This window comes from Streptococcus sp. oral taxon 431, from assembly GCF_023115445.1.
Lineage (GTDB): Bacteria > Bacillota > Bacilli > Lactobacillales > Streptococcaceae > Streptococcus.
On sequence record NZ_JALDUI010000002.1, the window covers coordinates 165,143 to 183,371 of the forward strand.

The following is an 18,229-nucleotide window of genomic DNA, read 5'->3' on the forward strand; positions in this document are numbered from 1 at the left end:
CGCTTTTTTGTGTTGAATATAAGTACTGTTTTACTTGTGAATCTATCACAGCATATTAGTCACCGAGTCCGAGGCGGTCAAAGATATCATCCACTCGTTTGGTGTAGTAAGTTGGGTTGAAGATTTCGTCGATTTCTTCTTGAGTGAGGCGTGAAGTTACTTCTGGGTCTGCTTCAAGAAGTGGTTTGAAGTCGACTTGGTTATCCCATGATTGGGCAGTCTTTGGTTGAACAAGATCGTAAGCTTGCTCACGAGTCATGCCTTTTTCAATCAAGGTAAGCATCGCACGTTGACTGAAGATAAGACCAAATGTAGAGTTCATGTTGCGAATCATGTTTTCAGGGAAAACCGTCAAGTTCTTAACAATATTTCCAAAACGGTTGAGCATGTAGTCAATCAAGATGGTCGTATCTGGTGTGATGATACGCTCAGCAGACGAGTGAGAGATATCACGCTCGTGCCAGAGAGCAACATTCTCATAGGCCGTAATCATGTGACCACGGATAACACGCGCAAGACCTGTCATATTTTCAGAACCGATAGGGTTACGTTTGTGAGGCATTGCTGAAGAACCTTTTTGACCTTTAGCAAAGAACTCTTCCACTTCACGTTGTTCAGATTTTTGCAGACCACGGATTTCAGTCGCCATACGCTCGATAGAAGTTGCGATGCTAGCAAGAACTGCAAAGTACTCAGCGTGAAGGTCACGAGGAAGGACCTGTGTAGAGATTTCTTGAGCACGGATACCCAATTTGTCGCAGACGTATTTTTCAACGAATGGTGGGATATTGGCAAAGTTCCCAACTGCACCAGAAATTTTACCAGCCTCAACACCAGCAGCCGCATGCTCGAAACGCTCGATGTTGCGTTTCATTTCGCTATACCAAGTTGCCAATTTAAGACCAAAAGTTGTCGGCTCAGCGTGCACACCGTGGGTACGACCCATCATGATAGTGAACTTGTGCTCCTTAGCCTTGTCAGCGATGATGTTAGTGAAGTTTTCAAGATCCTTGCGGATGATGTCGTTGGCTTGTTTGTAGAGGTAACCATAGGCAGTATCCACCACGTCGGTAGAAGTCAAACCATAGTGGACCCACTTACGCTCTTCACCAAGAGTCTCAGAAACCGCACGTGTGAAGGCCACCACATCGTGACGAGTCTCCTGCTCGATCTCCAAAATACGGTCGATGTCAAAGTCCGCTTTTTCACGAATCAAAGCCACATCTTCCTTAGGGATTTCCCCCAACTCAGCCCATGCCTCGTCAGCCAAGATTTCCACCTCAAGCCAAGCACGGTATTTATTTTCTTCACTCCAAATGTTCGCCATTTCAGGGCGACTATATCTTTCAATCATGTTGTTTATTTTTCCTTTCTTTTGATGTTTCACATCAGTTAGCAAGCGGCAATCACTTTAGTCAAATTCTTCTTTCCCAATCCACACAGATGGATAGTGATCGAGTGTATTCAAATCCGTATCCAGTGGGACATCATAGATAGCTAAATAGTTTTCAGGATATTGTGCAACTAGCTCTTCATACTTAGCTTTCACCTTTTCGTGATCACTACTAGCATACAAGACTTCGACGACTGCTCCAGTCTTATCTTTTTCAACAAATGCGTTGACGATGAGTTGAATCATAAAACCTCCTAAATCGAAATGCCCTTCATATTTGCTTCCAGAATAGGCATCTTCACACCTAATTCCTGACCGGTCTGATAGACACTTTGACAACAATAGAAGATGTCCTGTTTATCATTGTGCAAGGTCATGATTTTTCGGGTCAGCTCATTTTTCGCAAACATGACTTTCATGGCCTTGCCGGCTATCCAAGCGGGAATTTTGTATGGCAATAGTTCTGCTTTGTAAAGCTTCAAATTCACTCCACGCGCTTCTACAACTTTCAAAGCTTCTCGAATGGCCTTGATAGCCAATGATAATTCCGAAGAACTATTCATCAAGTTCAAAGCCAATTCTTCTGGATTTTCCAGATTTCCCGAACGAGCAGCTGTCGAAGTGACACCTGCGTTAATCGCCATGTGAATCCAAATCCACTCGACCATATCATGAGGCACTTCCCACTTCAAATCTGCAGAAACTAGTAAAGCCGTCAGATCAGCATAGTTAGAAATGTGTGCTTTTTGCTCACCTTCTAGCATTAAATGGTCGAACAAGACACCATCCAAATGGTTCCCCTGCATGTGACCACCCGCTGTCGGAAAGGCCAAAATATAGTCGTAATCCCCTGCCCACTTTTGGACCTCTTTTCGAGTATCCCAGAAATTACAGAAGAAAACAAGGGTGCCTTTGATATTGTTTTTTCGCAAGGTTTCCACAGCTTCTTTGACAAGCCCATGACGCACACTCAGAAAAATAAAATCGTATGCCGAATCAGCTTCCGCCACATGAACCTCATAGGTGTCGTGTTTGTTTTCACCTTTGGAATGATAGCGACCATCTAGTAGATCAACCGACAACTCCTTCGGAGCAGTGCTTTTCTTACTATCTCTCAATACGTGTTCCACTCGATGGCCTGCTTTTTGAAAGGCGTAGGCATAAGTAGTCCCGATGACTCCAAGTCCTAGGATTGCTATTTTCACTTAAAAATCAATTCCTTTCCCAAATTCCTCAACCTTATCCGGCACATCACTAAACAAAGTCACATGTCCCATTTTGCGGTTGTGCTTTGCTTCTAGTTTACCATATAAGTGGAGGTGAGCGCTTGGATTTTCTGTCACATATATTTCAGCAGCTTCGACGTGTTGGCCAAGAACATTGAGCATGACTGCAGGCGCATGGAGGTGAATAGCAGGAAGTGGTGCTCCGAGAACACCCAAGATATGGGTGTCAAACTGGGAGAAGTCGCAGACTTCAATTGAGTAGTGCCCTGAATTGTGGGGACGTGGAGCGATTTCGTTGACAATGATGTCATCTTCTGTCGCAAACATTTCCACGCAAAGAGTTCCAAAAAGGTTCAGCTGTTCTGCAATTCGTACTGCCATAGCTTTGGCTTTTTCAGCTAGACTTTCTGAAATGCGAGCAGGTACAATTGTTTTTGAAAGAATGTTGTTGCGGTGGATATTTTCCTGAACTGGGAAGACTGTCACGTCCTTGCCATTACCTGACACGATGACAGAAATTTCAAGGTCGAAGTTGACAAATTCTTCTAAAACGCAGTCTGCAGAATCAGCCAGCACATAGGCTTCTTCCAGGTCTGCTTCTGAACGAATAACCTTTTGACCATGGCCGTCGTAACCACCAGTCGCTGTCTTGAGGACATAGTTTTTAGACAGGTCGATATCTGCCAAGTCTTTGCTAGAAGTTACGACCTTATAAGGGGCCACAGTGACTTGTGCCTTGTTGGAAAGAAAGTCCTTCTCAAAGATTCGGTTTTGGGAGATGCGAAGCAGGTCGGTTCCTTGTGGGAGCTGTCCTTCTTTAATAACAGCGTCAAGGCCGTCAGCGTCGACATTTTCAAATTCATAAGTGAGAACATCACAGCGATCTGCCAACTGACGTAGAGCATCTACGTCGTCGTATGGGGCCACGATAATTTCTGCCACACGGGAGGCGGGGCAATCAGCTGCTGGATCCAACGCAATAACCTTGTGTCCCATGTAGATAGCCGAGATCGCCATCATCTGACCCAGCTGGCCACCACCAATGATGCCAATGGTTTTAGTTGAGCTCATTTGTAGACTCCTCTGCAATTTTTCCTTGTTCTTCTGCAAAATCCGCTAACGCTGTCGCAATAGCCTGGTCCTCTACTGAAAGAAGACGAAGGGCAAAGAGAGCAGCGTTTGTCGCACCTGCTTCACCAATCGCCATGGTTGCGACAGGTACTCCACCTGGCATCTGAACGATGGAATAGAGCGAATCCACACCGCTAAGAGCACGTGATTTGACAGGAACACCGATGATTGGAAGTGTAGTCTTGGCTGCTACCATCCCTGGCAAGTGAGCCGCGCCACCTGCACCTGCGATGATGACCTTGATGCCACGGCTACGTGCTTCTTCGGCGTGTTTGAACATGAGGTCAGGCGTCCGATGTGCGGAAACAACTTTCTTTTCGTAAGCGACACCGAAGTTGTCGAGAACTTCAGCGGTTTTTTGCATGGTTGCCCAGTCGGATTTTGAGCCCATAATGATGGAAATTACTGGTTTCATTTCTTCTCCTTTTTTAATAATCGTCTAATGTAGTGCGGACGTAAGCGACCGCCTAGGGCGTTCCATTACTAAAACTGGAGCCTAGGTCTCCAGTTTTCCGCTCCTAGTAGCTTTGCTACTAGGAGTTCCACTACTGCGACGATTATCCTATACTAGCTCGCTTTCGCTCGCCATGACAACTATAATATCTGTTAATCTTTTATGGCCTTGCTACCGATATCGTTTCGATAGAAGAGGCCTTCTGTGTTTTGTTTGTTGAGTTGGTTGTAGATAATGTTTTGGCCGTCTTTGACAGTATCTGCTGTGGTGACCAGCATGTAGACACGTCCTCCGTTTGAGAGGAGGTCTTGTCCATTTTCAGCGAATTTGGCACCGGCATAGTAAGTGATGATGTCACCCTCTGTCTTGGCTGGAAGTTTGACCCCCTTCTCATAAGCGAGTGGGTATCCGTTTGAGGCTACAACAACGCCTAGTGTCACACCCTTATCCATCCAAGTAATTGCTGGCTCTTTGCCATCCAAAATGTCCGTGATATTTTGTGCAAAATCTGATGTCAAGCGAGGCAAGATGATTTGCGTTTCTGGATCTCCGAAACGAGCGTTGAACTCGATAACCTTAGGTCCATCAGCTGTCAGGATAAGCCCCGCATAAAGAACACCCAGATAAGGACGCCCTTCTTGGATCATCCCCTCAAGGACTGGCTTGACAATAGTGTCAACCGCTGTGTCAACCACGCTCTCTGGTAAGTGAGGAACTGGCGCATAGGCACCCATACCACCCGTGTTAGGACCCTTATCGCCATCATAGGCACGTTTGTGATCCTGAGCCGTTGGCATGATGTAGAACTTGCCCCCATTAACAAAGGCAAAGAGAGAGAATTCCTCACCTTCAAGAAACTCCTCGATAACCACACGCGCACCTGAGTCGCCGAATTTATTGTCCAGAAGCATCTCGTGAGCGGCTTCTACTGCTTGCTCAACTGTCTCAGCAACGACGACACCTTTCCCAAGGGCCAAACCATCTGCCTTGACGACGATTGGAGCGCCTTTTTCTTCGATATAGGCCTTGGCTTCCTCGAAATCTGAGAAGGTCCCATAGGCTGCTGTCGGAACGCCGTACTTGACCATGATTTCCTTAGCAAAATCCTTGGACCACTCCAGCTCCGCTGCCAATCTTGTCGGACCAAAGGCTTTGAGACCAGCTGCATTGAAATCATCCACGATTCCAGCAGCAAGGGCATCATCTGGACCAATGAAGGACCAAGCAATATCGTTGGTTTTTGCAAACTCAATCAATTTAGAATGTTCGGAAATAGAGATATCCACCAATTCCAGACCATCCAGAGTCATCCCGTCATTCCCAGGAGCTACAAAGACTTTTTCAACGTCTTTTGACTCAAGCAACTTCTTAGCAATGGCATGTTCACGACCACCCGAGCCGACAACTAACAGCTTCATCTTTCAACCTCTTTTGCGAATTATTTACTAATATTATACCATAAACGTTCGTTTTAATCTTGTTTCGTTTCGCTTTTAAAGCAAAAAAAGGAAAGAAACTGTTTTCTTCCCTTTCATTTTCTTAATGTCTAAAATGTCTCACGCCTGTAAAGACCATGGTCAAGCCGTATTTATCAGCAGCTTCGATAGACTCTTGGTCACGGACTGACCCCCCTGGCTGGATGATGGCCTTGATACCTGCTTTAGCGATTTCTTCCACGTTATCCGCAAATGGGAAGAAGGCATCCGAAGCAAGGACAGCACCGTCAAGGCGATCTTTAGCTTGGTCAATGGCAATACGGACGGAAGCCACGCGGTTAGTTTGACCAGGGCCAACGCCCAATGTCATGTGGTCGTTAGTTACGATGATACCGTTTGATTTGACATACTTGATAGCTTTCCAAGCAAACTCAAGGGCAGTCGCTTCTGTCTCAGTTGGTTGGCGTTTGGTTACCACTTGCCAGTCAGCTGGGCTTTCTTTGATCACGTCTTGGTTTTGAACGAGGAGTCCACCGACAACACCTGTGTATTCTGCTTCCACTTCACTAGCGTCTTGGGCATCAAATGGCAAGGCAAGAATGCGCAAGTTTTTCTTTTTGTTAGTCAAAATAGCTAGCGCAGCATCTGTATAGCTTGGTGCAATGATGATTTCAAGGAAAACACCGTGCATCTTCTCAGCTGTCGCAGCATCTACCTCACGGTTGAGAACGACAATCCCACCAAAGATAGACACTGGGTCAGACTCATAAGCGTAGTCCCAAGCAGTCTCGATATCGTCAGCTTGACCAATCCCGCACGGGTTCATGTGTTTCAAAGCCACAACGGTTGGACGGTCTTTGAAATCACGGATGATACGGATGGCAGCGTCAGCATCACGGATATTATTGAATGACAATTCTTTACCGTTGAGCTGTTTGGCTGATGCAATGGAGTAATCCGTTGGCAAGGCTTTTTGATAGAAATCGGCATCTTGTTGAGGATTTTCACCGTAACGCATTGGTTGTTTAAGGTCATAGGTCAGAGTTAGTTTTTCAGGTTTTTCTTCACCCACTTGAGCTGTGAAATACTCTGCAATCAAGGCGTCATAAGCTGCTGTGTGGCGGAATACTTTGGCTGCCAAACGTTGGCGAGTTTCATAAGAGGTTTCGCCGTTTGCTGCCAATTCGTCAAGAACAACAGCATAGTCAGCAGGGTCTACCACGACTGTGACGCTAGCGTGGTTCTTCGCTGCTGAACGAAGCATTGATGGACCACCGATATCTATGTTTTCAACGGCATCCGCATAAGTCACGTCTGGTTTAAGGATGGTTTCCTTAAATGGGTAAAGATTTACCACCACAAGGTCAATGAGCTCAATCTTGTTGTCCTTAGCCGCTTCCAAGTGACTATCCAAGTCACGACGAGCAAGAAGTCCTCCGTGGATATTTGGGTGGAGAGTCTTCACACGACCGTCCATCATTTCTGGGAAGCCAGTCACATCGTCGATGGCAATGGTGTCCACCCCAGCATTGTCAAGGGCAACTTTAGTACCACCAGTTGAGATGATATCCCAACCAAGTTTTTTAAGTTCTTGGGCAAATTCAACAATGCCCGCTTTATCTGAGACGCTGATTAAGGCCTTTTTCGTCATTCTATTCCTCTTTCTTTAGATCCAAGCGCATAGCGACTTCGTTATTTTCTTCTATAAATTCTGTTTCCTGAAAACCCAAACTAGTCAGTAGGTGCTTCATTTTTTCATTTCCAACTACATAATCTGCGATAATATGATTGCAAGCTCTATCCATCTGAGCCTTTTTGATCAAAACTTCCAAGGCTTTTCGTCCATAACCTATTCCTTGGTACTGCTGGCCAATCATTATCCTCCAGATAAAGTATTCCGCTTCATCCTTATCTATTTCCAACAGGAGAAAACCAACTACAAGCTTATTCCAATAGATTGCCATTGGAAACACATCCCCATTCTCTCGGTAGAGCCATGCGTCAGCTAAAGAGCGTACATTTGGAGCCACGAAACGTGCTCGTTCATCAGCTTCAGATATTTTCAAATCCAGCACTGCCTGAAAACTGTTCTCATCTACTAATTTTATCTCAATCATTTTTTCTCCTAGCAATATTGCAAAATCAAAACTTGATTTACTTCTTATCTACTCCCCACTCCCAAACTATCCAAGACTTCTGGATAAAGTTTGTACTCTGTTTCGTGGATTCGAGTCTCGAAAGTATCAAGGGTATCCCCTTCAAGACGTGGCACACGGACTTGTTTGATGACCTTACCGGTATCGACACCAGAGTCCACCCAATGAATAGTCACGCCAGACTGGTCAACGCCTGCATTCCAAGCATCCTCAATACCATGAGCTCCTGGAAATTCAGGGAGATAAGCTGGATGAATATTGATGATACGGCCTTCATAAGCTGCTAGTAAGGTGGGGCCGACGATTTTCATATAGCCTGCCAGACAAACCAAGTCAATCTGGTGTTCATCCAAGAGTTCGACGATGGCACCTTCATAGTCTGCCTTGTTCTCAAACTCTTTGAGTTCGAAGGCATAAGATAAAACACCAAGCTTTTCGGCACGTTCTAAGACATAGGCATCCCGGTGATCTGAAAAGACAAATTCTACTGGAAATTGTTCCGCAATCACCTGAAAGTTTGAGCCGTTACCAGAGGCAAAAACAGCAATTTTTTTAGCCATTATTTAATCACCACACTTGCATCCGTCTTCTTCACAATTCGACCGATTTCATAAACTGGTTCGTCAAGAAGCTCTTTGACACGTTCAACATTTTCTGGTTTTACTGCAAGCATGAGACCAATCCCCATGTTGAAGATTTCAAACATTTCTTCATGTTTGATTTGGCCATATTTTTCAAGAGCTTTGAAAATTGGAAGAACTGGGACTTTGCTTTCATCAATTTCAGCAGCCAAGTCATCAGCGAACATACGTGGTACATTTTCGATGAAACCACCACCTGTGATATGGGCAATTCCATTCACCAATTCTTCTTTGATGAGTGGCAAAGCTGCTTTAACGTAGATACGAGTTGGTTCCAAAAGGACGTCTTTAAGCTTCTTACCTTCTAACTCAGGCAATACTTCTTCCCCTGTGTAATCAGCAAAGACACGACGAACAAGTGAGTATCCATTTGAGTGGATTCCGCTTGAAGCAAGTCCCAGAATCACATCCCCTTCAGCTACTTTTGAACCATCGATGATTTGAGATTTTTCTGCAACACCGACTGCAAAGCCAGCCAAGTCATAGTCGTCTTCGCCATACATACCAGGCATTTCAGCCGTTTCCCCACCGATGAGAGCTGCACCGGCTTGCACGCAACCTTCTGCAACACCTGCAACGACTTGTTCCAATTTAGCAGGTTCATTTTTACCAGTTGCGATATAGTCAAGGAAGTAGAGGGGCTCTGCTCCTGCAGCGATAATATCGTTAACACACATAGCTACACAGTCTTGACCGATCGTATCGTGTTTGTCGTACTTGATAGCCAGCATGAGTTTAGTGCCGACACCATCTGTACCTGAGATCAAGACGGGCTCTTTGACACCAGTTTTTGAAAGGTCGAACATACCACCGAAGCCACCGAGAGCTCCCATAACACCTGCACGCTCCGTACGTGCCACGTGTTTTTTGATGCGTTCAACAACTTCATAACCTGCTTCAACGTCCACACCCGATTGAGCATAAGCATTTTTATTCGTCATTTTATTCATTCCTTTTCTTTTTTTGAGAAAGACTGCGACGTATTTTTAGATAAACAATTATTTTATCTAAAAATACTAGTCAGGTCTCTAGCTTTGGTCCATAGGAGAAAGCGTCTACTGACAAATGCTTTAGCTTTTAGTCAGTAGTGAGACGTGGAGCATAAGCATTTTTATTTGTCATTTGTTTATTCCTTTTCCTTTCCTTCAATGGGGAATTTTATTTGTAAAAACTCGTTTTTTCTTCCAAACTTCTACGATATTCTTCTTCATAGTCATAGAGAGGAGTTGGATAGTTCCCATCAAAGTAAGCCACACAGAGACCGCCATTTGGCGCATCTGTTTCAATCCCAATAGAGTCAATCAAGCCATCAATCGAAAGATAAGTCAGGCTATCCGCACCAATGATTTGGCAAGTTTCCTCAACGGTATGATTGGCCGCAATCAACTCCTGACGTGTCTGGATATCAATCCCGTAGAAACATGGATAGGCAAGAGCAGGACTACCAATGGCAACATGCACTTCTGATGCCCCCGCTTCTTTCAAAAGTTGGACAATACGACGAGATGTTGTTCCTCGCACAATAGAGTCATCAATCATGACCACACGTTTGCCTTTCACGACACCAGAAACGGCAGACAGCTTCATTCGCACTCCTTGCTCGCGCAATTCTTGAGTCGGCTGGATGAAGGTCCGTTGCGTATATTGGTTTTTGATGAGACCCATTTCATTTGGCAAACCTGATTCTTCCGCAAAGCCCATAGCTGCGCTCAGTGAGGAATTTGGTACCCCAACTACGATATCGGCTTCATGCTTGAACTCACGTGCCAACTGAGCTCCCATTCTCTTACGAGCTGTATGAACATTGACTCCGTGGATATTGGAATCAGGACGGGCAAAGTAAATATATTCCATGGAACAGATAGCCAGTTGAGTATCGTTTGTATAGCTATCATACTGGATGCCATTATCATCAATGATGACAATCTCACCTGGTTTCACATCGCGAATCCACTCAGCACCGATTACTTCAAAGGCACAGGTTTCAGAGGAAACCACTACTGCTCCATTAGCCATTTTCCCGATTGACAGAGGACGGAAGCCATTTGGGTCAAGCGCGGCAATTAACTTATCTTCAAACATCAAGAGATAAGCAAAACCACCTTTAACAAGACTGAGTGCTTCCTTGATTTTACCCATCAGGTTTGGATTGTGGCTACGGCGAATAAGGTGAGCCAAGATTTCAGAGTCAGAGGTTGAGCTGAAAATCGCTCCTCTTTGTTCCAATTCTTGCTTGAGCGATTCTGCATTGGTCAGATTCCCATTATGAACCAAACCAAACTGCATATCATGAAAGCGGAAAAGGAAAGGTTGGATATTGTCTACAGAAGCTTCTCCCGCAGTCGCATAACGCACGTGCCCAATCGCTCCAGTTCCTGTCAATTTATCCAAATTCGCAGGATTTTTGAAGACTTCTGATAAAAGCCCCATATCACGATGACGCTTCAATTTCCCTTGGTCATTGGAGAGGATTCCTGCCCCCTCCTGACCACGGTGCTGAAGGCTATGGAGTCCAAAATAGGTCAATTTGGCAGCGTCTGGGTGACCCCAGATACCAAAAACACCACATTCCTCATTAAGAGATTTTACTTCGTATGTCATTTTATATACCTTTTATTTTTACATTATAGCCCACTCTTCTAAAAGAAAATTAGGAATTTCATCTGGCTCGACTCTCTTATAACTATCAACACCTACATACTGACCCAAATTAGGTTCACCGAAAAGTTCTTGACTAAGTAGCACAAGCTTCTCATTTGTTCTAATTTTTTCTTTAATTGTCGGGCTAAAGTAATAGTTTTCAGTGTAAGCAAATATTAAAAAATTAAGAAAATCCAGTTTCTTCAATCGATCGCTACTATTAAACTGACTTTTTAGAGATCTATATTTCCAATCCCTTTTATTATAAAAAGCTAGCACCATCGTCTTTTCTTTTAATGGTAAAATAGCCAGGTGCAACTTCTGAATACGATTATTTTTTGAATGGTTACTCGTATCATTCACTGAATATTCGTACATATCTCTAATTAACGTTAATGAGCCTTGAAACGCTATCGGTGTCTTATAGGGAAGCACCTCATGAAAAATAATTTGATATGCTCCTTTAAGATTGTTTTCAATAGCAGTTTTATGGAGTAAAATTTCATTTTGAAAATCTTCAATATCATAATCAAAAGAATTATGAAGATCTTTTATTTTTTGAGATGTATTCTCTAATGTTTTATTAGAAATCTCAGGTATTCTTAAGTATAAAGCCTTCTTGATTGTATTATCAGACATTGATTTTTCAAAATGATATTTTTCCTCCCTCCGTCTAACTAGTTCTAAAAGGAAATTTTTCAATGCAATTTGTGACAACATTTTATCGCTAGGATAAGACGTAAGATTCATTTCATTTTCATATTCCTGAAAATAGAAAGAATCACATTTACGACAAATAATTTGTATCGTTCCCGAATTGCTCACTCCCTTATCATTATCTGACAGATCGCTCCCTATTAAATAACCAGCTTGAGTCAACTTGCCAGAATCAGAAATATTTTTTAACGATAACTGTGGAATGGTGTGAGAGTTGCAAAAACTTGTAGTATCTTTATCACAAAGCAAACACTTTCTTGGCTTTAAATCCTCCTTCATTACTCTCATCTCTCTAGATAACGATTTTTTCAATTGAATCTTTTTTTCAACATCAGGTATATCAATTAATTTATTCAAATTTTTCACAAACTTTCATTTTTCTTCTCAAAAAACACCAATCGTCTTAGTCATCTATAGTCTTATTTCCCAGTAAAGTATTTCACCGCTGATGCAAAGAGATGTTGATCTTTATTTCCTGGAATATTTTGGAAGAGACCGTCTTCGAAACGTTCTGAGTGTCCCATCTTACCGATGATTTGTCCATTCTTACTTGTGATACCTTCAATCGCATTGACAGATCCGTTAGGATTGTATTTAGAATCCATGCTTGGTTTACCTTCGAAGTCAACATATTGGCTAAAGATTTGTCCATTGTCACGAAGTTCTGCAAATTCCTCAGCTGTCACGACAAACTTACCTTCACCGTGTGATACTGGGATGGCATGGATGTCACCAACTTTCACGCCAGCAAGCCATGGTGAGTTCGTATTGGCAATACGTGTTTCAACCATCTTAGCCACGTGTTGGTTGGCATCATTGTAGAAGAGGGTTGGACTGGTACTGCTTGCATCTTCAAAGTTACCATATGGAAGAAGACCTGATTTGACAAGAGCTTGGAATCCGTTACAGATACCGATAATCAAACCACCACCTTCGATGAAGCTATCGATAGCTGCACGTACTTTTTCGTTAAGCAAGATATTAACGATGAATTTAGCTGATCCATCTGGTTCATCCGCAGCTGAGAAGCCACCGGCAAAGAAGATAATATTGGCTTTTTCGATATTTTCAACCATAGTGTCAACAGACTTGACAATCGCTTCTTCATTCAGTGTGACAAATGGTACTAAGTTGACTTGAGCACCTTCTTTTTCAAAGGCCTTAGCTGAATCGTACTCAGAGTTAGTACCTGGGAATACTGGGATGTAAACCACTGGTGTCTCAACTGTTTCTTTAGCTTTGATCACAGCATCTGATGCCACCGCAGGTACTTCTTCCAACTCAGTTGCTTGTGCAAATTCCGTTGGGTAAACTTCTTCCAATTTACCTTGGAAGGCACTGTCAAGTTTGTGTCCATCAAGCGTTACACCGTTGACAGTAAGTGTAAAGTCAGCTGTTGTTTGTCCAATCTTGGCAACCCCTGCAATATCTTCCGGAGATGTAAAGATGAATCCACCCAATTGAGCTGTCAAGACAGTCTCAAGATTTTCAAGGGTTACAGTAGCACCAATATGGTTACCAAATGTTGCAAGAGCAAGGGCTTCAAGGACACCACCATATTTGACAGCTGATGCTGCTGTCACTTTGTGATCAGCTTGGATGGCTTCAAACTTAGCAAAGTTAGACTTGATAAGATCAAAGTCAATTTCTTGTGCCAAAGCTTGACCTGGGATGTAATAGATATTTTCACCAGCAGCTTTAAATTCTGGAGAAAGGACCTTACGGCTGTCTGCAGTTGTGACACCAAAAGCAACCAAGGTTGGTGGTACTGTCAATTCTTCAAAGGTGCCAGACATAGAGTCTTTCCCACCGATAGATGGCAAACCAAGTTGAATCTGAGCTTCGATAGAGCCTAGGAGAGCTGCTACTGGTTGACCAAAACGCTCTGCTTGTTTATCCATACGCTCGAAGTATTCTTGATAAGAGAAACGAGCCTTAGACCAGTTTGCACCAGCAGCAACCAAACGAGCGGTTGCTTCGATGACCGCATAAGCAGCACCATGATATGGAGACCATTCTGCTACATAAGGGTTGAACCCTTGCGCCATAACAGAAGCAGTTCTTGTCACACCATGTTGGACTGGCAATTTCTGTACAGAAGCCTCCGTTGGTGTGATTTGGTAGCGACCACCGAGTGGGTGATTGACTGTTGAACGACCAACTGAGCTATCAAAGATAGTTTGCAACCCTTTTTGACTGGCATGGTTAAGGTCAGCCAAGACTTCAAGAGTATCAGCTTCAAGGGTTTCGGCACTTGTCTTACGTTCTTCTGGAAACTTGACATCCTTGTCAACTACCTTAGCATCCACAACTACACGTACACCGTTCGTATCAAGGAAACGACGTTCCAAATCGACAATGATTTCACCATTCCAGTGCATGACAAGATTTGGTTTTTCTGTCACTGTCGCAACGACAACCGCATCAATATTTTCTTTGTTACATGCTGCAATAAAGGCATCTACATCTTCTGGACGAACTACCACCGCCATACGCTCTTGAGATTCAGAGATGGCAATTTCTGTACCGTTCAAGCCTTGATATTTCAAAGGCACTTTATCTAGATCAATTTCAAGGCCATCTGCCAATTCACCGATAGCCACACAGACACCACCAGCACCAAAGTCATTTGATTTCTTGATCAGACGTGTCACTTCCCCATTACGGAAAAGACGTTGAATCTTACGTTCTTCGATGGCATTCCCTTTTTGAACCTCAGCACCAGCTGTTTCAACAGATTCAACCGTTTGAACTTTAGAAGAACCTGTCGCACCACCGACACCGTCACGTCCAGTCTTACCACCGAGCAAGATAATCACATCACCTGCTTCAGGTTTTTCACGGACAACATTTTCCTTAGGAGCCGCACCGACCACGGCACCTAGCTCCATACGCTTAGCAACGAAACCTGGGTGGAAGTATTCACGAACATAGGTTGTTGCAAGACCAATTTGGTTACCGTATGAAGAATAACCGTGAGCTGCTGTTTTAGAAATCACTTGTTGTGGTAATTTACCAGCACGAGTTTCTGAAATAGGAGCTGTAATATCACCAGCACCTGAGATACGCATTGCTTGGTAAACGTATGAACGCCCTGACAATGGGTCACGAATGGCACCACCGATACAAGTAGCCGCTCCACCAAATGGTTCAATCTCAGTTGGGTGGTTGTGAGTTTCATTTTTGAACATGAGAAGCCATGGCTCTTTGATACCATTGACATCCACTTCAATTTCAACAGAGCAGGCATTGATTTCATCAGATACTTCCATGTCATCCAAACGACCATTGGCACGCTCATAACGACCAAAAATAGTCGCCATATCCATCAAGGTTTGAGGTTTTTCTGTACGTCCCAACTCATCACGCATGGCAATATACTTGTCGTAAGTCGCTTGCAATTGTTTTTCAAATTTAGAAGCTGAGAAGTCGATATTCTTCAACTCCGTCTCGAAAGTTGTGTGACGGCAGTGGTCAGACCAATAAGTATCCAAAACCTTAAGCTCCGTCTCAGTTGGTACACGTCCAATGGACTTAAAGTAATCTTGAATGAAGAGAAGGTCATCCACTTCCATGGCCAAGCCTTGCTCAGCCTTATACTGTGCAAAATCTTCTGCCGTATAAGTTTCAAAGAAATCCAAGCTTGGAATGGTCTTGTCAGACTCAGAGAAATCCTGTTTCGCAATACCAACAGTGATATCTTTGAAACGAGAATCCACTGGGTTCAAGAGATAGTTTTTGACAGCTTCCAACTCATTCGCATCAATATCCTTGTTAACCAAGTAAAGTTGTGCTGTGTTCACCGTTACATCATTTGAACTACCAAGCAACAGCAAAGCTTCTTGTGAAGATGCCGCGCGTTGGTCAAATTGACCAGGTAAGCTTTCGATAGCAAAGAAAGCAACTTTCTCAAGATCAGCCTTAACCGTAGCTTCATCCAAAACAGTATCGGTCACTTGCTCAGAGAAGATGTGTTTTTCCGCACGCGCAAACAAGTCCTCTGCCAAATTAAAGACATCATAAACCTGAACAATCCGAAGATCCTTCAAGGTTTTCAACTGAAGATTATGCTGCAATTCTTTTACTAAAGAGTCCGATTTCACACGAAAATCAGCTTTTTTCTCAACGAAAATACGTTTATCCATTTTATTTCCTTTATTTCTATTCAAATAGGTTATCGAAGACGAAGGTTTTCCGTTTCAAACAAGTTACTTCAAGCCCTGCAATTTTTCTAAAACGACCTTGTAAACATCCGTTAAACTGCCCAAGTCCCTACGGAAAACATCCTTGTCCATGTGGTGCCCTTCCGCATCCCAAAGGCGACAGTTGTCTGGTGAAAATTCGTCTGCCAAGATAATCTTGCCATCCTTATCAAAACCAAATTCCAGTTTAAAATCGATCAACTTGAGGCCAATCTCAGCAAACCAGGCTTTCAAAAGCTCATTGATACGACGCGTTTCTTCCTTGATATAAGCAATTTGCTCATCGTTAGCAATATTCAAAAACTTAACGTGTTCGTCATTGATAAATGGATCATCCAAATCATCGTTCTTGTAGTAAAATTCAACGATTGGAGTTTCCAGATTCAAACCTTCTTCCACACCAAAACGTTTTGAGAAAGAACCCGCAGTCACGTTACGAAGGACAACCTCCAAAGGAATGATGGTCACTTTCTTGTTGAGTTGTTCTGTGTCAGAAATACGTTCGATAAAGTGCGTAGCTACGCCCGCAGCATTCAATTTTTCAAAAATAAGAGACGAAATCTGATTATTTAGCACACCTTTACCTTTAATAGTCTCCTTGCGAGCTCCATTCAGCATAGTGGCCTGGTCCTTATAGACCGACTTAATCACATTTTCGTCTTCTGTAGTATAGATATCTTTAGCTTTTCCCGAATAGATCAATTGTTTCGACATTTTAAAGTTCGCCTTTCGTATTACTTTACATCATTCTAACACAGTTTTTACCAAATATCAAATATTTCACGAACTATATTTGATGTCATATCTGAAAAAGTACAGAAAAATCGCAAACGAATTTTCATTTGCGATTTTCTAAGATTGATTTGAGTTAGAATGCGAACCTTATTCTTGTTTCAAAAAACGATCAAGATAGTAGCGTAAAAAACTCTTCCTACCTGTAATCATAGTCAAACGACCTTCAAGTCCATAACGAAGTTTTTCTGCTTGTTCAGCATTCAAATCCGTCTCTGCCTCTAATTTAAAGAAATTACCCTTTTCTGTCTGAGTCGCACTGGTATCGATATTCGTAATCTTGGAGGTCAATACTAGCTGCTTATTGGCATCCGTTACCGTAGTAAATCGTACCTCATTTCCATGCTTGAGACCAGCCACTTCCTTAGAACTGATATAAGCTGTTAGTTTTGCCTTCCTCTCTCTAGCCAACTGCGGAAAAAGATGAGCAAGGATAGTTCCTTCTGGAATGATGGTAGATCTACTATGCTCAGGATTCAAATGTAGAACACCATCTTCTGTTGCTGTAATTTCCCCCTTGTCTAAAAGATTCCCTTGAATCTTTTTACCCGACTCCGCTTCAAGAATTTTCTGATCCAAGAGCGTTAATTCCTGGCCTACCTTGGCTAGTTGCTGAGATTTTAATGACTCCAACTGACTTCCTAATCCAGATGCATAAGCCTGCTGGGCTCCTGAACCTGCATACTGTACTCGATAACCTGCAAGAGTTGACTCCAACTGAGTGATGTGAGCATCTAGCTGAGATAAGGCCTGCTGTTTGGCTTCCGATCCCTGCTCTTTTGTTGACTGATAAGACTGATAAATGGCATAAGCTGGATGATCACTCTCTAAGACTCCATCAGCTTGAATAGCAGTCTTGGCTTGCTGATATTCTTTAATTTTGGACTGGGTTTCACCGATGAGATTGCCTAACTCTGCCTGACTACCACTGGCTGCTGCATTTTGAGATGATATACTAGCATTTTGTTGCTCAACCTGACTCCGCAGACTAGCAGCCTGATTCAGATAATCTAAAAAACTATGCTGATAACCAAATTTGTCTGTTTCTGGAAATTGATCACTTCCTGCTTGAAGACTTGCTTTTAAATACTCCAGTTGAAGCTTCTGATCCTTGAGCATTTCCAACTGACTAGCATAATTTTCTGCCTGAACCGCTTCTACCCCCTCTTGGTATTGAACGAGAAGATCTCCTTGTTTGACAAACTTATTTTCAGCCAAATGATTAGCCACAATCTTGCTATTACTGCTAGACTGAATGGTGGCAATGATACGAGCAGGTTCTACCGTAGCTCCAGCTGTCAAGCTTATCTCCTTTTGTGCAAAGATTGAAAAAACGATTAGGAACAAAAACAAGATAAAACTTGGAAAAATCACATAACTAGAAAAATTATGGTAACGACGATTATAAAACTCCGCACTTTCTAAAAATTCTGATTGCATC

The 18,229-nt window shown here is 43.0% G+C and carries 15 protein-coding genes; all 15 read right to left on the reverse strand.

Going from position 1 to position 18,229, the window contains the following annotated elements; translation table 11 throughout:
• Window positions 1–55: 55 nt before the first annotated feature.
• The 15 genes from purB to M1R56_RS02725 all read right to left on the reverse strand — a co-directional run bounded on the left by purB (window position 56) and on the right by M1R56_RS02725 (window position 18,228).
• A complete protein-coding gene (gene purB, locus M1R56_RS02655; RefSeq protein ID WP_248034506.1) occupies window positions 56–1,354 on the reverse strand; it encodes an adenylosuccinate lyase in 1,299 nt (432 codons plus the stop codon).
• A 57-nt stretch (window positions 1,355–1,411) separates the two neighbouring features.
• Window positions 1,412–1,639, reverse strand: coding sequence for a phosphoribosylaminoimidazole carboxylase (locus M1R56_RS02660; protein WP_248034507.1), 228 nt, complete (start codon window positions 1,637–1,639; stop codon window positions 1,412–1,414).
• Between the two features lie 8 nt (window positions 1,640–1,647).
• Window positions 1,648–2,598 (reverse strand): 2-dehydropantoate 2-reductase N-terminal domain-containing protein, encoded by a 951-nt coding sequence (locus M1R56_RS02665; protein ID WP_248034508.1) that lies wholly within the window; start codon window positions 2,596–2,598, stop codon window positions 1,648–1,650.
• On the reverse strand, window positions 2,599–3,690 hold the full coding sequence (gene purK, locus M1R56_RS02670) for a 5-(carboxyamino)imidazole ribonucleotide synthase (RefSeq protein ID WP_248034509.1): 1,092 nt from the start codon (window positions 3,688–3,690) through the stop codon (window positions 2,599–2,601).
• On the reverse strand, window positions 3,677–4,165 hold the full coding sequence (gene purE / locus M1R56_RS02675; RefSeq protein ID WP_070800205.1) for a 5-(carboxyamino)imidazole ribonucleotide mutase: 489 nt from the start codon (window positions 4,163–4,165) through the stop codon (window positions 3,677–3,679). Before purE ends, purK begins: the two co-directional genes overlap by 14 nt.
• A 191-nt stretch (window positions 4,166–4,356) precedes the next feature.
• Window positions 4,357–5,622: a phosphoribosylamine--glycine ligase gene (purD, locus tag M1R56_RS02680; RefSeq protein ID WP_248034510.1), complete on the reverse strand. Its 1,266-nt coding sequence runs from the start codon at window positions 5,620–5,622 to the stop codon at window positions 4,357–4,359.
• 121 nt (window positions 5,623–5,743) lie between these two features.
• Complete coding sequence (gene purH, locus M1R56_RS02685; RefSeq protein WP_248034511.1) at window positions 5,744–7,291, reverse strand: bifunctional phosphoribosylaminoimidazolecarboxamide formyltransferase/IMP cyclohydrolase; 1,548 nt, start codon at window positions 7,289–7,291, stop codon at window positions 5,744–5,746.
• Window position 7,292: 1 nt separating this feature from the next.
• Entirely contained in the window at window positions 7,293–7,757 is a 465-nt protein-coding gene (locus tag M1R56_RS02690) for a GNAT family N-acetyltransferase (RefSeq protein WP_248034512.1), read from the reverse strand.
• A gap of 44 nt (window positions 7,758–7,801) precedes the next feature.
• A complete protein-coding gene (gene purN, locus M1R56_RS02695) occupies window positions 7,802–8,356 on the reverse strand; it encodes a phosphoribosylglycinamide formyltransferase (protein WP_248034513.1) in 555 nt (184 codons plus the stop codon).
• Window positions 8,356–9,378 carry a phosphoribosylformylglycinamidine cyclo-ligase gene (purM, locus tag M1R56_RS02700; RefSeq protein WP_045762506.1) on the reverse strand — a complete coding sequence of 341 codons (1,023 nt, stop codon included), beginning with the start codon at window positions 9,376–9,378 and terminating at the stop codon, window positions 8,356–8,358. Before purM ends, purN begins: the two co-directional genes overlap by 1 nt.
• Window positions 9,379–9,595: 217 nt before the next feature.
• A complete protein-coding gene (purF, locus tag M1R56_RS02705; protein ID WP_248034514.1) occupies window positions 9,596–11,038 on the reverse strand; it encodes an amidophosphoribosyltransferase in 1,443 nt (480 codons plus the stop codon).
• A gap of 18 nt (window positions 11,039–11,056) precedes the next feature.
• Complete coding sequence (locus M1R56_RS02710; protein WP_248034515.1) at window positions 11,057–12,160, reverse strand: hypothetical protein; 1,104 nt, start codon at window positions 12,158–12,160, stop codon at window positions 11,057–11,059.
• A gap of 53 nt (window positions 12,161–12,213) precedes the next feature.
• Entirely contained in the window at window positions 12,214–15,939 is a 3,726-nt protein-coding gene (locus tag M1R56_RS02715; protein WP_248034516.1) for a phosphoribosylformylglycinamidine synthase, read from the reverse strand.
• A gap of 63 nt (window positions 15,940–16,002) precedes the next feature.
• A complete protein-coding gene (purC, locus tag M1R56_RS02720) occupies window positions 16,003–16,710 on the reverse strand; it encodes a phosphoribosylaminoimidazolesuccinocarboxamide synthase (protein ID WP_153225599.1) in 708 nt (235 codons plus the stop codon).
• A gap of 168 nt (window positions 16,711–16,878) precedes the next feature.
• Entirely contained in the window at window positions 16,879–18,228 is a 1,350-nt protein-coding gene (locus M1R56_RS02725) for a bacteriocin secretion accessory protein (protein ID WP_248034517.1), read from the reverse strand.
• Window position 18,229: the final 1 nt, after the last annotated feature.